The 15828-nt window shown below is 43.3% G+C and carries 9 protein-coding genes; 3 read left to right on the forward strand and 6 right to left on the reverse strand.

The window, feature by feature from the left end:
• Positions 1-124: 124 nt before the first annotated feature.
• From fliS to A3763_RS29970, 4 genes are all read right to left on the reverse strand, one after another.
• Entirely contained in the window at positions 125-520 is a 396-nt protein-coding gene (gene fliS, locus A3763_RS15595; protein ID WP_068508421.1) for a flagellar export chaperone FliS, read from the reverse strand.
• Positions 521-586: 66 nt separating this feature from the next.
• Complete coding sequence (gene fliD, locus A3763_RS15600) at positions 587-2575, reverse strand: flagellar filament capping protein FliD (RefSeq protein WP_068508419.1); 1989 nt, start codon at positions 2573-2575, stop codon at positions 587-589.
• A gap of 232 nt (positions 2576-2807) precedes the next feature.
• Positions 2808-3185, reverse strand: coding sequence for a flagellar protein FlaG (locus A3763_RS15605; protein WP_068508417.1), 378 nt, complete (start codon positions 3183-3185; stop codon positions 2808-2810).
• A gap of 85 nt (positions 3186-3270) precedes the next feature.
• Entirely contained in the window at positions 3271-5343 is a 2073-nt protein-coding gene (locus tag A3763_RS29970) for a flagellin (protein WP_068634058.1), read from the reverse strand.
• A gap of 470 nt (positions 5344-5813) precedes the next feature.
• On the opposite strand from A3763_RS29970, the gene A3763_RS15615 reads away from it, so the two are divergent.
• Together A3763_RS15615 and A3763_RS15620 are read left to right on the forward strand one after the other, a co-directional pair.
• Positions 5814-7895, forward strand: a complete 2082-nt coding sequence (locus A3763_RS15615) for a flagellin (RefSeq protein ID WP_068507177.1) — start codon at positions 5814-5816, stop codon at positions 7893-7895.
• A 173-nt stretch (positions 7896-8068) separates the two neighbouring features.
• The gene (locus tag A3763_RS15620) at positions 8069-10063 is read left to right on the forward strand and encodes a M48 family metallopeptidase (protein WP_068507180.1); all 1995 of its coding nucleotides are present in this window, start codon (positions 8069-8071) and stop codon (positions 10061-10063) included.
• 34 nt (positions 10064-10097) lie between these two features.
• Here the strand turns inward: A3763_RS15620 and A3763_RS15625 are convergent, their stop codons facing one another.
• Entirely contained in the window at positions 10098-10763 is a 666-nt protein-coding gene (locus tag A3763_RS15625) for a TIGR04282 family arsenosugar biosynthesis glycosyltransferase (protein ID WP_068507183.1), read from the reverse strand.
• A gap of 52 nt (positions 10764-10815) precedes the next feature.
• Between A3763_RS15625 and A3763_RS15630 the strand changes: the two genes are divergently transcribed.
• Complete coding sequence (locus A3763_RS15630; RefSeq protein WP_068507188.1) at positions 10816-12075, forward strand: 1-acyl-sn-glycerol-3-phosphate acyltransferase; 1260 nt, start codon at positions 10816-10818, stop codon at positions 12073-12075.
• A 26-nt stretch (positions 12076-12101) separates the two neighbouring features.
• Here the strand turns inward: A3763_RS15630 and A3763_RS15635 are convergent, their stop codons facing one another.
• Positions 12102-15647 carry a DUF1631 family protein gene (locus A3763_RS15635; RefSeq protein WP_068634059.1) on the reverse strand — a complete coding sequence of 1182 codons (3546 nt, stop codon included), beginning with the start codon at positions 15645-15647 and terminating at the stop codon, positions 12102-12104.
• Between the last annotated feature and the right edge of the window lie 181 nt (positions 15648-15828).

A 15828-nucleotide genomic window follows, 5' to 3' on the forward strand; every position in this document is an offset into this window, starting at 1 on the left:
CGAAGAATCGAACTAACTGTCGGCAACGCTGAGCACATTGGAATAGCGGCAATCAATAGCCGCTATTCAATCTCTTATACAAAAGCAATAAACAAAAAAGCACTCTAAACTTGCGAACAAGCCTCTAGAGAATACCCTTTTCAATAACTTCCTGACGAATACCAGACCAGGCACCTTGAATCTTCTTCAAGTGAGAAAGCACCTCTTCCAACATTTCTAGATCGTTTTTGACATTAGCTTCAAACAGTCGATGCTCACAGTAGACATAAAGATCAAATAAATTTTGTGCGACCTCCTGCCCCTTATCTAAATCTAGAAAGCTACGCAAACCCGATATAATCTCTATCGACTTGTTAATCAAACGATTCTTGCCTTCAAAGTCACTCGCAGCAATGCGCGCCTTAGCCATATTAATGCGCTCAACAGCACCATCAAATAAAAGCTGAATTAATTGGTGACGGTCTACATCGACAACACTTGTCTGCGCATTAACCGACTGATACTGATGTAATGCATTCATATTATTCTCCTGCAATCACTAAGGTACTATTTCCTTAGCTACTTCTTTTATTATTAATAACAAACTTTATTTGTCTGAACCTGTTCCTGCTAGCGCATCTAACTGCGCCTTTATAAAATCCATCGTACTATTTAATTTCGAAACTGCGATATCCGCTGCCGTAAATTCACGCGCCAAGCGACTTGTTAAAGACTCAATTCTCTCATCAAGCTTTAAACGCTCCTCATTAATCATTGCTAACGACTTACTTAATGTATCGTTCTTTGTTGTCAAAGAACCATCAATTGATACAATCTGAGTAATTAGATCAACTAACTGCTCACCGACACCTTCAATATAGGTTACCGAACCTCTAGAACCGGTTGCTGTACCTTCAACTGTAACCCGAATGCCTTCAGAATCATCACCCGTCGCAGCACTTAGCGTTTGACCCGAGCCTATCGCTGCCACACCATTAATCGTACCCTCAACATCAACCCCATCGGTACCAGCAGCCACACTCAAACCCAGTTGAGCTAAAGTATTTGTATCAACAGCTGAAACTTCAACCTTTGAACTCGATCCATAGACATTAGAGTTAATCACTAACTGGTTTGAAGCATCTAAACTTACAGTCACAGACTTACCTGCAGCATTCAGCGCCGAGTCAGCATTAATCTTTGACTGTAATTCTGCAGCCAGCTGCGTCTGCGTATAGCTCGCTGCATCGAGTGTAATACCACCACTTTCAACGCCATCTATCTTGATAGTAAGCTCATCATTGTTTGCATCGATCGTTGTACTCGCACCTAGACTAACCCCGCCAACTAACTCACCACGCGTTGCAGCCGTTGTCACCTCAATGTCATATGTGCCAGGCTTAGTATTAATACCTGCCGTTTCAAAACTTACTTGAGCATCACTTGTTCGACCCTGCTCACTAAATAAAGCCGAAACATCACTAGGGTCTGAAGCCAACTTATCAGCCAAGTCACTTTCATTCAGCTCTAACAAGCCAGTCTGGTAATTAGTAGAAATTCCGATATCTGCCAAACTTCTAACATTGGCATTTTCCAGGCCAGCAACGGTAGTACCTAACACGCTGCGCACCTGATTCATTAAACTTCGAGTCGTTGAGTCACCCAATAATATGCCAGCTTCAACACCGCTACTCGGGTCAAACTCGGTATTTTCGTTAATCAGAGTCTGCAAGGCATTAAACTTTTCAACAAACTCAGACACTTTCTCTATCACTGCAGAGTGATCATCTGCTATGACCAGACTCGCTGGTGCACCATCATTTGTACCATTTAATGACAACTTTAAACCCGGGATAGCGTCATCAATCTCGTTGCTAGAGCGAGTAATTGACACACCATTAAGTTTAAATGCTGCATCTGCAGCAGGCTGGCTTTGAATCAGATTGGTGGCACCTGCGGTATAAGCAAGACGTGACAAGCCATTTGCATCGGTATTACTTGCATCACCCGTGTCAGTAACGCTTATATCGATAGTTTTATCAAGACCCGTTTCGTCGGCGTTAAAGACTAGCTTATAGCCCGTACCGGTATATAAGACTGATGCAGTCAACCCCACATCCTCTTCAGCATTAATTGCTGCAGCAATACCATCGAGCGTATTGTTTGAGTTATCAATCGTTACGTTGGTAGTTTTGCCATCCACCACGATAGAAAGCGCACCCTCACCTAAAGCAGTGGTATCTGAATCACTAAATTCTGTCGTTGTTAATGTTTGAGATACAGCTAAAGCGGAGACTTCTAAAGTATGAACACCCGCACTCGCTTCACTTGTATTAACCGTAGCGGAAAATGCTGAGCTTCCAGAAGAAACAGTTTTCGATTCAAATAACTGGGGATTTGATAATGTACGAGCAGGTAGACGAAGATCAGTAACTGCTGATTTAATCTGCCCAAAGATAGATAACTCAGCATTAATTTCAGCTTCTTGACTATCTAGGCGAGCCTCAACCGGAGCGCGCTCTGCATTAGCGAGATTATCAATTAGCTCACTGGTGAGAACACCCGAACCAATTCCAACCGAAGATACACTTGCCATACTTATCGCCTCGAATACCACAGGATTAAATAAGCGTTAAAGCCACAATGACTTTGACTCACTCTAACCCAGCGAAAACTTTGTCTATTGAGTCAACACTACAATAACTCTATATAGCGCTCTTGTAGAATATATCGGCAAGAAGGGGCAAAAGTTTACCCCCTAAATTGTAACGAACTGTGAAAAGCTTGCCACTTGCACGAGCACCACCCTTCACAGTTTACAAAAAATATTACACTTTAGCCTTAAAAAGACTCAATGGCTCATTCTGCTGCAAGTCTTGAGCCAACTTCAGTGCGACATCGTCAGGAATTTGTCTAATCACCTCAGATGTATCCTTATCAACGACCGTAATAATCGTCTTACCGGATGTATCATCAAGATTAAACTGAAGATTTCGCTCTACAGATTGAACGTAGTCATTAAGCTGAGTCACTGCCTGACCCACACTCTCAGTTGCTGAAGATTGATCAAGCTCAGAAACTTCCTCAACTGACTTATCGACTGCGTCTTTCTTAGGCGAATCGCCAGCCTCACGTGTTTTCTGAGACGACGATGCTGCCGCTAGCCGTAAAGACTGCTCCACACCTTGTAATTTTACGTCGCTCATATAAGCACCTCATTTAACTTATAACCAAACAAGCCGACTTTGATTTTCATCAAAGCCGGCATCATATCAACTAAGCACTAAACCCTTACTGAAGAAGAGATAGAACTTGCTGAGGTCTAGCATTTGCTTGTGACAATACTGAAATACCTGCCTGCTGTAGAACCTGAGACTTAGACAATGCCGCAGTTTCTGCCGCGAAGTCCGCATCACGAATTCGAGAGTTTGCAGCTGACAAGTTTTCACTACTGACAGAGTTGTTTGAAATAGTAGACTCAAAACGGTTTTGAATCGCACCCAGTTTCGCTTGCTCACTTGCTACCTGGTTAATAGCGTTATCGATCGCAGTAATTGCTTCTTCAGCACCCTCTAGGGTACTAATATCGACATCTTTCAGTAGTGTACCCGACTCTGATCCACCAAAGCTACCAACTGCATTAAAACCAGCCCGCTCATTATTGCCCGTTAGCGTACCCACTGAGAACTCACCAGCCGCCTCAAGCGTAACGCCAGCAACATAGTTTTCATCAGTCGTAAAACCCGAGTCACCAGCCGTAGCCACAGTCAATTCAATATTACGACCATCTTCAGCAACCAAAGTGTATTGATTATTATCCAATGCTTCTGCTGTTACACCCGTCAAACCAGACTTAGCGTTAATAGCATCAATAGTTGTTGTTAGGTTAGTGGCAAGATCAGCCCCCATTGCACCCGTGATTTGCGTCCCGTTTATAGAGATATCAAAGTCGGTTCCAGTCACAGTTACATCACCAGAGTAAACTCTGTTTTCATTAACCGTAGCCGATACACCAGATTGGTCTGAAACCCTATTAATCGCAGCAGCTAGCGCAATACCGCTTGAACTTGATAGCGTAGAAGATGCAGTATCATCACCTGCTTTTGTCGCACCAACTGATACATTATTAAGCGTTAAGTCACCAGCCTGTAGCGCAGCTCTAGTACCATCATTACCATTATCACCAACTAGTGCAGCCTTGTTGCCACTATATGTACCTTTTTCAAAACCGAAGTTATCAATATTCTGAGTATTTGAACCAACATTAATATCAGAACCGTCATCACTAGTTAGCGTTACATCACCAATAAATGTGACAGCGGTACCATCAGTACCATCATCAACTAAACCGAAGTCTTCCGCACCACCAGTTGTTGTATCAACAGTGATATTACGACCATCTTCAGAAGTCAAATCAACACGAAAACCTGTGCTTGTCTCGACAACCGATGCCGTCACACCCGTTAAGTCACTCTTTGTATTAATTGTATCTGCAACTGCTGTTAGCGCAGTCTCTGCTTCAACTTCTGCAAGCTGAAGCTCTATATCAACACCGTTAATTGCGACTGTTTCAGCATCAACACCTGTACCGATAACACCCGCAGCTATAGTTGTACCTTCGACTGTATTGGGGTTTGCAGTTGCGGTCACACCCGTCAGGTCAGTTTCTGCGTTGATCGCAGCAGCCTTTGAAATTGCACTTGAACCCTGCAAAGCAAATGACGTGTCGTCATTACTACCAACAGGAGCCGAAATAGCAGCACCGTTAATAGTCAAGTCACCAGCGGCGATAGTCTGCTCTGCAGTTAATGCAGTTTTACTATTGTTAGACGTCACACCAGCAGTCGCAGCTGCGCCAAGTGTATCAACAGTAGTTTCATTAATACTTACATCAATTCGGTCACCAACGTTTGCTCCGGTCTGAAAACCAGTATCCTGGAAAGAGCCATCTAGAAGGCTTTGACCGTTAAAGTTTGTCTTTTCAGAAATTGACTGAATTTCAGCTTTTAGCTGCTCAACCTCTTCTTGTAGAGAAGAACGCTCCAAATCAGTGTTTGAACCATTCGCTGATTGTAGCGCTAGTTCACGAACACGCTGTAAAGAAGTTGTGATACTGTTTAAAGCACCTTCAGCAGTTTGTGCCAAAGAAACACCATCACCTGCGTTTCGGTTAGCTACGTTAAGACCACGAACCTGAGCGTCGATTCGGTTTGAAATTGCCAAACCCGCCGCATCATCCTTCGCACCATTGATACGTAAACCTGAAGATAAACGTTGCAAAGCCTGGCTTTGAGCGTTTTGTGAACTTTCAAGGTTACGCTGAGCATTTAAAGACGCGATATTGGTATTAATTATTTGAGGCATGTCGTTTCTCCGATCAATTTTGCAAGTAAACGAACGAGACTTTAAAACACACCATGCTTTGTAAAGCACGCTCTCGATCGCTTGTTACATCATTTAACGGCCCCCCACAAAATTACTTTAGTTTTTTTTACAAAAACAATGTAAGCAAGTGTAACAAACCCCTTCTTGCTCAAACACTCCTACTTCACTAGCTATATAGATTGCGGCAAGCACTAGCCAAAAAAACGGCAAACATATCGTTTAAAGACACTACTCACATTAACACAAACACAAAAACTTCTATATTAACAAACACTTAAAACACCCAAACAAAAGCTGGCACAGTGCATGCTTTACAAACAGCAAGGAAAGTGGTGCTCAATTAACGCATCACAACTTTTATAAAAACTTTAATTTAGTAGCCGGTAGTAACTCATCCCAAAACTTTAGGAATGCTGTCCACCGGTATAGAAGATAAGTAGGAGCATACAATGCCTCAAATCATCAATACCAATATCGCGTCAATTAATGCACAACGCAACCTGGACAATTCTCAATCCGCTAACCAGACCGCCTTGCAGCGTCTTTCATCTGGTTTGCGTATCAACAGTGCCAAGGATGATGCGGCAGGCTTGGCAATATCAACACGCTTTGACTCACAAGTTAGAGGACTCAACGTTGCCATAAGAAACGCGGGCGATGGCGTATCACTTTCTCAAACAGCTGAAGGTGCATTAGGATCAATTACCAATAACCTGCTTCGTATCAGGGACCTAGCACTTCAGTCAGCAAACGGAACAAACAGTGCAATCGATAGACAAGCACTGGACCAAGAAGTTCAACAATTAAAAGCTGAAATAGAACGCGTGTCTCTGCAAACAAACTTTAATGGCACCAACTTGCTCGATGGGTCTTTCTCCGGTGTCACATTCCAAATCGGCTCAAATGAAGGTGAATCTGTTACCGTGAGCATTGAGGGCGCTACAGTTGACAAGCTTGGCGCAGCACAAACTGACGGCGTCAGCTCAGACCAACAAGGTGGCACAACACAAGCAATTGCAGCATTGGCCGCAGGTGACTTAGTTATTAATGGTATTGCAGTTGGTGCTTCTAGCGGTGTAGACGATGCCTTCTCTAGCTCAGACCGAGACAAGAGCGCAATCGCCAAAGCAGCCGCAATCAATAAGGTAGCGGATATTACAGGCATTGAGGCAAAAGTTGGCAGCACTCGCGTAAGCGGTGGTGAAGGAACGTTCGACAACACTGCATCATCTGGGCAAGTTGCCATTAATGGTGTCGACATTGATGTTGCTGCCAGCGACTTACTCAGCGACGAAGCAAACCTTCAAAACATCGCAAACGCAATTAACGAAAAATCCGGGCAAACAGGTGTAGTTGCTGCCTTTAATGGTCGCGCAGACACTGGTATATCGTTATCAGCAGAAGATGGCAGGAACATCGAATTAGCTATAGGAACAACAGCCGGAACCATCACAGATTTAAATGATGTTGGCCTAGCTGGTGCGGCAACTTACTCTGGCTCATTTTCCTTAGTATCTTCCGATGGAGGTCCAATTGAAATCGACACAACAACTGGTGATATTGAAAATGCTGGCTTAGCTGTTGGCAAATTCAGCGGCACTAACAGTGGCGCCATTGGTCAAGCCGTTACAAACACCACATTTGTTACTGGAGATCTTGTTATAAATAGCGTCCCTGTAGGACCAACACTAGCCGCTTTTGACACAGCATCACCTTCTTCTACGAACCCAGAAACCAGCGCCATCGCAAAAGCGCATGCGATCAACCTAGTATCTGATCAGTCAGGTGTTACTGCAACCGTAAACTCTACGTTGGTTAATTCCACAGCAATCGCAGCTCCTGGTGTCGGTATTGGCGAGTCTGGAAGCTTCCTGTTAAACGGTGTTACCATTGAGATCTCGACAAGTGATACAAATACCGTTGCAGACAAACAAAACACCATTATTTCAGCCATAAACAACAAGGCCGGCCAAACAGGTATTCGAGCGGAAGCTTTAGGTTCAGAGTTCCGCTTGATTGCCGATGATGGAAGAAACATTGACGTTGGAGCTTTCACAGGTATCACTCCTGCCAACATCGGCCTAACAGCTAGCACCGAATATAGGGCATCAATTTCTCTGCAATCAGCTGGTAAGATCGAGCTAGACTCAATTACAGGCGACATTGAGAAAGCTGGCTTTGAAATCGGCACCTACGGCGCAGCCGAAAGTGGACAGCTAGTACAAGACATTGATATATCAACATCAGATGGCGCAATTTTAGCTTTGGCTGCTGTCGACAATGCACTGACAACGATAAACTTCCAACGTGCAAACCTCGGTGCGATTCAAAACCGATTTGAATCCACCATCACGAACCAAGCGATTGCAGCTGAAAACTTTACGGAAGCCAGCTCACGAATCAGAGACGCTGACTTCGCCGCAGAAACAGCTGAGCTGTCTAGATCACAGGTATTACAAAGTGCGGGTCTTTCGATCCTGTCTCAGGCGAATGGACAACCACAGCAGGTACTCCAACTGTTACAGGGTTAAACCTGACTTAAAAATATTAAAATAAAAACAGTACTACTATCTATTCTCCAAGCCGGCCTAGCCGGCTTTTTTCTTGTATATCACCTAGAAAACCAATCTTTTCTGGCACGCTCTTCGCTTAGTACTAGACACTACCTTAGATAATACAAAAAAGCGGAAGAGGTTTACCTAATATGAGTCCTACTACTCCTAAGCTCCAACCAATCGTAAATGAATTCAGCGATTGTGAACGTTCTGATATTGCACGCCTGCTTATCCATGCGAATGACCTCTACAAAATGTATAACAGCACCGATACTGCTGTTGAAGACAAGAAGGTTTCTTTGGACAAAGCTTTCAAGCTGATTACTGAAGTCATCAACTTCGACCCGAACAACGCGCCGGCAATGAACCTACTTGGCCGCATAGAGCTTGATAGAGGGAATGTTTCTGCCGCAAAAGAACTATTTGATAAGTGCTTAGAGCACTCGCCTGAAAATACACAATACCTGACGAATCTAGGTTATCTACATATAATTTCTGAAGAGCCTGAGTTAGCAATCAGACAGTTCGAAAAAGCACTTTCAATTGATAATGGCAATAAGAACGCATTTCTAGGTATGGCCAGAGCTCATCATGCGCTTGGCCACTTCGATGTCGCTTACCTCCATTATCGATCTTTAATCAATCATGGCTATGATGACATTACGATCTTGCATGGCATGCTTAACTGCTGCCCTCATATAAAGATAGAATCTTACAACACTCAGCTTGAAGCTGATTTGTTTTTGCTTCTGTCAAAGAGCGAACTGGCTTTAGATAAACTTGCCGGATTCGCCGCGGCATTGCTAGTCAAAAAATATGATTTAAGTAATCCAAATGCGACGATTGAAATGCTTGAAGTCGCAAAAGACCCCTTAGTGTATTACTCCTTACTAAACTGCATTTTACCTGATCCGCATGTTGAAGAATTTATAACGCTATTGCGCCAAAGCATTTTGCTAGAGTGCGTTGAGTCAGGCACCCTTCGGGATGATCTACAAGTGCTAGCTATCGCGATTGCTGTTTATGCGGAGCGTACTAACTTCGCTTTAATCGTTGATGAAGTTGAAGAGGAAAAAGTCGAGCTAATTGATCAATCTCTTCAACATACCCTCCAACACCAATGGGAAGTTGATGAGGTAGCCGGCGCATTGATTGTTGTGGGTATGTATAAGGCATTCTTCTCTCAGACTTATGCAGTTAACTTAACAGCGCTGGAACTAGATCAGTGGCCATCGGCATTATTACCCTTAATGGAGTCATCCCTATATCGTCGAGCTGAGCGTGAATCTTTCAAGCAGCAGTTCCCAGAAAAGAAAAGTGAACTGCTAACTAGTAAAGATGACTTACCGGGGCCATTTCCAAGGCGGCAAACAATCGACTTTTTTAATCAGCAGTCCTTGAAGCAGGAACTAATCAATAACTTCCAGCTGCCAGAATCGGAACTGCCAGAACGCTTACTGCTATTAGTTGCAGGCACCAATGCTTCTCAACGTGCGCTTGAGTATGCTAATCACTTCAACGATGTTGATGTCCTCGCCCTTGAAAATAGTCTAGAGAACCTAGCTGAGTGTCATCTAAAAGCCCATCAAAAAGGCTTATCTAATATAGTGTTTTGGCCACAGTCATTGGCAAAGCGTTTTCTTGAAGATGGGAACCAAATACATTTTGCATCGATCTCGGCCGAAGCACCGGTAGTTGATGCGGAATTCGTTGAATTAGTTAAGCGTCAGCTTTGTACCAATGGCATTCTCAATATAAAGCTGTGTGAGTCTCCCGATAACGCGAGTACCGATATTGAAACACTGGTTGCCAAGCAAGGCCTTCGTAATACCAGCGCAAATATCAGAGCTCTAAGATCCACCATTCTCGCTGACAAATACAGTGCTTATTGGGAAGGTTTGATCAACGAAGAATATTTCTATTCCATTGATGGATGTCGCCAAGCATGGTTTGGGAGCAATGACCAGAAGCCTGTGCTGAATACTGCTATCGAACTTAGCAGCAGTTCTCACTGGCAGCTAAGTAAAGTGCTAAACCACTACGGGAAAGCCGTTTCAACCGCTTTGGCGAAAAAGAATTTACTGAAAATAGCAAAAACCAAGCAAATAAATCATGACTACTCAATTTATTTAGCAAAACGCTAGCAATATTCAGCTCAAACTTGGCCAAGATCATGCGCTAAGTTTGAGCTATAACTTCCTTCCAACGCTCATAGTCAGCCACTTCGTCAACGTCCCACGAGTCAGGAAGCACTTGATAGCTTAGTCCTATCCGACTGCAGCAACTAAGCGTTTGCTCCAGCGCCTTATCACTCCCCCACTCAACACCATCGAGCCAATTACCATTAACTCGGGCCAGAGCTTCTCTGCGTAAGGCTAGTAATACATAACCACCATCTTCTGCGGGTATGATCGCCACGTCATGCTCACTTAATGAATCTTTTACAACTTTCAGGTCAGATACAGTGACATTCGGACAATCACTGCCAATAATCGCAACGCTCTGATAATCAACTAAACTACGCTCAAGGGTATCGCACATTCGCTCACCAAGATTTTCCCCTCGCTGTTCGTGGCAGTCTAAACCTTCTTCTGCAATTAGTGCCTTAAGCTTTTTATGGGCATTTATAGATTCTGCTTCAAGCGAGTCAAACGAAGCACTCTTTTGATCAAACCATAACTGATAGTCACAAGCGATACACTGACTAAATCTTAAAGCAATATCTGCAACAAGCTCCATATGAATAGATAGCGCAGCCTCCTCACCCAAGACTTTCGCAATACGAGTTTTTACATGCCCCAACAAAGGACGCTTAGCAAACTGAACAAGTAAAAACTTTCTCACAGTTACCTCTGCTCAATATTTAAATTATTAGCTCTTCTATCAGGCCAGTCGAATGTTGTTTTTGGCCGCTGGCAGCATATATGGCCAGAAGCTAGACTTAATTCATTATAATCGGCGCGAAGAAATCGTCATTTTTGTTTATACTCAAACCTCAATCTTCAATTCGTTACGGGTAATCATGTCGCAAAGTCTTAAAGCAGTCTCTTTCAATATAGCATGGCAAGAAAGCTTTAAAGAAATTCAGTGCTATGAGGACAAGCAAGTCAATCAAGTATTGCGCGCACTACTGAGCGATAAAGAACTTATTTCCGTGATCAAGAGCCTATTCAAGTCAGACGAAAATCAAGCGCCGATTCAATTTGAGCGTTTAGCTGATATTCACTCGATTGATGCCTTTCAAGCCTGGGTGGCAGAGTCTATATTCCCCTACATAGAAACAAGCTATGATGATTTGAGCGTTTCCGGTCTTGATGAACTAGACCCTGCGACGCCCTATGTTTTTATCTCGAACCACCGAGACATCGTGATGGATCCACTCATCCTTAATAAAGCGCTAAGGGAATATGGCTTCTCTACCTCAAATTGCGCTATCGGTGACAACCTACTTCAACACCCAGCTGCTAACGACCTTGCCTTACTCAACCGCTGCTTTAAGGTCTTCAGATCTCTGAAGTCTCCTAGAGCAATGCTTAAAGCGATGAAAACACAATCTGAGTACATTCGTTATTTACATTTTACACAGCAAGGTAACGTTTGGATCGCGCAAAAGGAAGGCCGGGCAAAAGACAATATAGACAAAACTAACCCCGCCCTGATAAAAATGCTTATCTTAGCGAAGCCCAAGGAACGACCATTTAGCGATTACATGAACGCATTGAATATTGTACCTGTCTGCTTCTCTTACGAGTGGGATCCTTGTGACATTGACAAAGCTCACGAACTGATAAACTCTGAAAACAACTCAGACTATCAGAAAGACCGGTTTGATGATTTCATCTCTTGTAAGAAAGGCCTGAGCGAAGAAAAGGGTAAAATCCATATCGACTTCGGAAATACACTAAGCATCTCTGAAACACACGACCATAAAGATGTCGCTAACCTTATTGATGAAGGGATTCAGAAAGCCTACCGCCCCTTTCCAGTGAACTACGCCAGTTACAAGCGAATCCACGCGACTCACTCAATTCCTAGCAACTTTTCTAAACAAGAGATTAACCAATCGGCCAAGCGACTGGATGAGAGACTAAAAGACGAAAATATCGAGATCCAAAAGCGAGTTTACACAGCCTACTCACAAGTACTGAATAGCTGAAGTATTCCAAGCACAAAGCCTTATACTTAAGCTAACTCTTCTAATAAACCAGTTTTTTTAATTCCAAAGCCTTGAGAGTGGTCAACACCAATAGTTCTTAGAACATTCAGAATTTCATAGTTTTCTACATATTCAGCAACTGTTTTCATACCCATAAAGTGAGCTAACTCATTAATTGATTTGACCAAAGCCTGGTCACGTTCGTTGTTAGCGATATTGCCGATAAACACACCGTCGATTTTAATAAAATCAACAGGAAGTTTTTGAATGTAAGCATAGGACGAAAGACCTGAACCGAAGTCATCTAGTGAGAACTTACATCCAGTCTGCTTTAGTACCCGTATAAATTCGATCGCATCAGCCAGATTTGTAATGGCTGCAGTTTCAGTAATCTCAAAACAAATCATTTCCGGAGGAATCGTGCTAGCTGCAAACTGCCCTAGTATAAACTCAAGGAATGAATCATCACTTAAAGAGTTGCCAGACAAATTAATTGAGAAGCCATCAGATTTAGCAACAGACTCTTCATGTGTCTCCATCCAACGCAATACGTTATGTATCACCCAGCGGTCAACCATCGCCATTCGTCCAAAGTGTTCTGCTGCTTCGATCAACATAACAGGCGGCAATACCTGACCATTATCCCTAACACCCAAAAGAATTTCGTAATGAGGCTTGGCATTGGGGTCGGTGGTGATCGGACGAATTTCCTGACAGCGAAGTGTCAGCAATTCATCGAGATCCTGATCAAGCTTTTGAACCCACTCCAACATCTGATCACGCTTGTGCTGGTCTTTGTCTAGCGCTTCATACAGTACAACGCGATTTCGCCCATGCTCTTTAGCAGAGTCGCATGCGACACCCGCTTTTCGCATCAAGGTGTCGTAGGAGTCAATTTCAACTTCAAAATCGGCAACACCAATACTCACCGTCGTATTGATAGCATGGTCTTCCCAAGTAAAGCTTTGCGAACTGACTTCTTTACAAATATTTTCTGCTACATCGTTTGTCGTTTCAAGCGAACAATTGACCAAAATCATACCAAATTCATTACCACCCAAACGCCCGCAAAATGCATCTTCCAGGCCTTGTGCTTTAATGGTCTGAGCAACATGCTTCAATAAAGCATCACCAGCATGATGCCCATAGCTGGTATTGGTTAAATTGAACTTATCGACATCGATATAAATCAAAGTCGCTTTACTTTGATTAGTAACAGCACCGGAAATACTTTGTTCTAAGCCGCGTTCAAATGCCTGACGATTAAGTAAACCTGTCAATACATCACAACTAGACTGGCTAGCAAGTTCTTCGTAAACAGACTGAACCATTTGATGTAAGCCTTGGTCAACCAAGGGCACTTCATCGTTATCAACAAAGCTTGCTTTATTAGCTTTAAACAGTTCGACCAACTTATCCAAAGGCATATCTTCATCTTTCATGCCTTGGCTATCAACAAATACGAACCGGAAAGACTCACTTCCTGACCAGGCGAGGCGCAAGCATCTGGCACGCCCTTGATCATCTTTTATTTCAACCCATTCACCAACTTTCATCGTCACTACGCGCTTATGCCAATGAGAAGCTTGTGGGTCCTGACCCTGATCTGGACGCAGGTCTTTAATCTCTTTTTCAGTTTTCTCGTAAGGCCATTCGTATCGATCAATCTTGACGAGCAGCGGATCAACATCATGGAACAAACAATCTTCCAGTCGCTGCAATACCGTCTCATATCCAACAGGCCCAACAATTGTTAACTCTTTTGTGATTAGTTCTAATATAGAAGGCGCTTCCAACTCCATTTCTAGTTCAACGGCCCATTGGTCACTATCATCAACCTCTTCACCCAACCACGATAAAAGTACATCTACAACATTTAATGCTTCGGTATAGCCTTCACTTGTTTCGCCATCGCGAACAGCGACTAAGGCCAAATGCTCACGCCACCCGGCTTTATCAAGAAGCTCCATCAGTACAACCGGAACTGACTGTCCCTGCAAAAGTTCATTAAGGTCTGTTACAACTTTATGACGAGCACTTGCTACCTTTTGCTTTCCCTCATAGGCCCGAGCAATGCGATCCGAATTACGTTTTTGCGCGATTGCTTGGCGTTCTAATAAATCATCTAGCTCTTTTACAACTTTTTCTATCGCTTGATCATCATGGTCAAAGTCACTTACAACCTTACCGATATAGCGATCCAAAACTTTCTCTAGTCGTTTCTTATCAGACTTCTCGCTCGCTGAAAGCTTGGCTAGTTTATTCAACAATTGACGCGCTGGATGCGAAGCATTAGAGAAGAAAGTTTTATCTCGAAGAACTACCTTAAGAATAGTGAGTTTAAGTTTTTCTAACCAACGCTCGAGCAAACCACTGACACCGATTTTCTCGACAATGACTTCGAAAAAGCGATCCGTCACATCGATTAGCTCGGATTCTTGCTGGCCAATATTCTTGGCACCGCCCGGCATTTCACTTAGACCACTTTCAATCCAAGTACGTAACTTCTTACGTTCGATTAGCTCGGTATCATCTCTAACTTGCTGTAATTGGCTAATTGCACCAACTAACTGAGCAGGCGCGTATTGACCTACAGGTATACTTTGCGAGTTTGCATCGATTTCTTCCCCAGCAGAAGCTAAGCCTAATTGCCCCCCACTAGTAGAGGAGGTGTGCAGACGTGACAAAGTATCTAATGTGCTGTTTTCTTGAGCTTTATATTGGTGGCGATTTTCAAGGATAGACGCGGCTGAAGAGCCCCCTCCAATAACTGGTGCATCACTCAGCCCTTCAACATTGTGATTTACTGTCTCTTCGGCTGAACTGGCTTCTTGTGCGGCATCTGCTTCACTTTCTGTCTTTGTTAACGGCTCTTGAGTTTGCTTAGGCTTGTAATTAACTTGGACTTTTTTGACAGTGCCGATTATCTCAAGATATGACTCTCTTAAGTCTTCAAGAAAGCTACGAGACAGCGCTTTATAGATGACAATCTGGGGAGCCGCCGGGATTTCTAGTTGCTCGATAGCTGTTTTTAAGGTGCTGAAAATTGCATGGGGTGCCAGAGGACAATCTTCCTTTCCAATTGTTTCTCCAAACAGGTACGAAACAATTAAACAAACCTCATGAAGCTCGTAACCAAGTTCAGCTTCTAGGTACTTGATACCCATATTGGCACTAAGCCAATCTTCAAAGTCATCTTTGGAGACAAGACTAAGTGAGTCAAGGTCAAGCTTATCGCCACCATGCGGCTTTTGTGTATCAGTTTTCACTTGCTCTAGTTCATCACTGAGCACCTCTTCATTTGATAAACTCTGCTCAACCTCCTTCAGAGCGCCAATAGCATTGTTTGCAACCTGTGCAGCAAACCATTCACTATTTGCTTCTAGAAGATTAATGGCTAAAGAAAAATCCGCTCGCAGCCAATCCTCAGCATCCTCTAGTTTCTTATATAACTGAGCTGAGGTAGCGTGAATCGCTTTTCCAATGCCGTCATTAAACGACACGGCAACCTGCTGGGCTAACGCCTGCAGCAACTGGGTCTTAAGCTTGATGGATACGGAAAATTCTGCCATGAAAACCGATATTAATAGGAACTTTAGTTAACTAGTGTCTATTNCGGCTAATCTAAATACCTGATTTAACAAGTTAAGTATTCAATATGTTACAAAAAACCAAGAAAAGGAAAAAAACTGTAAAATGTCGGGGAATCCCTACCTATCCTTTGATATCATTACGCGATAGGTCGGGACTCCC

The organism is Oleiphilus sp. HI0128, assembly GCF_001635365.1.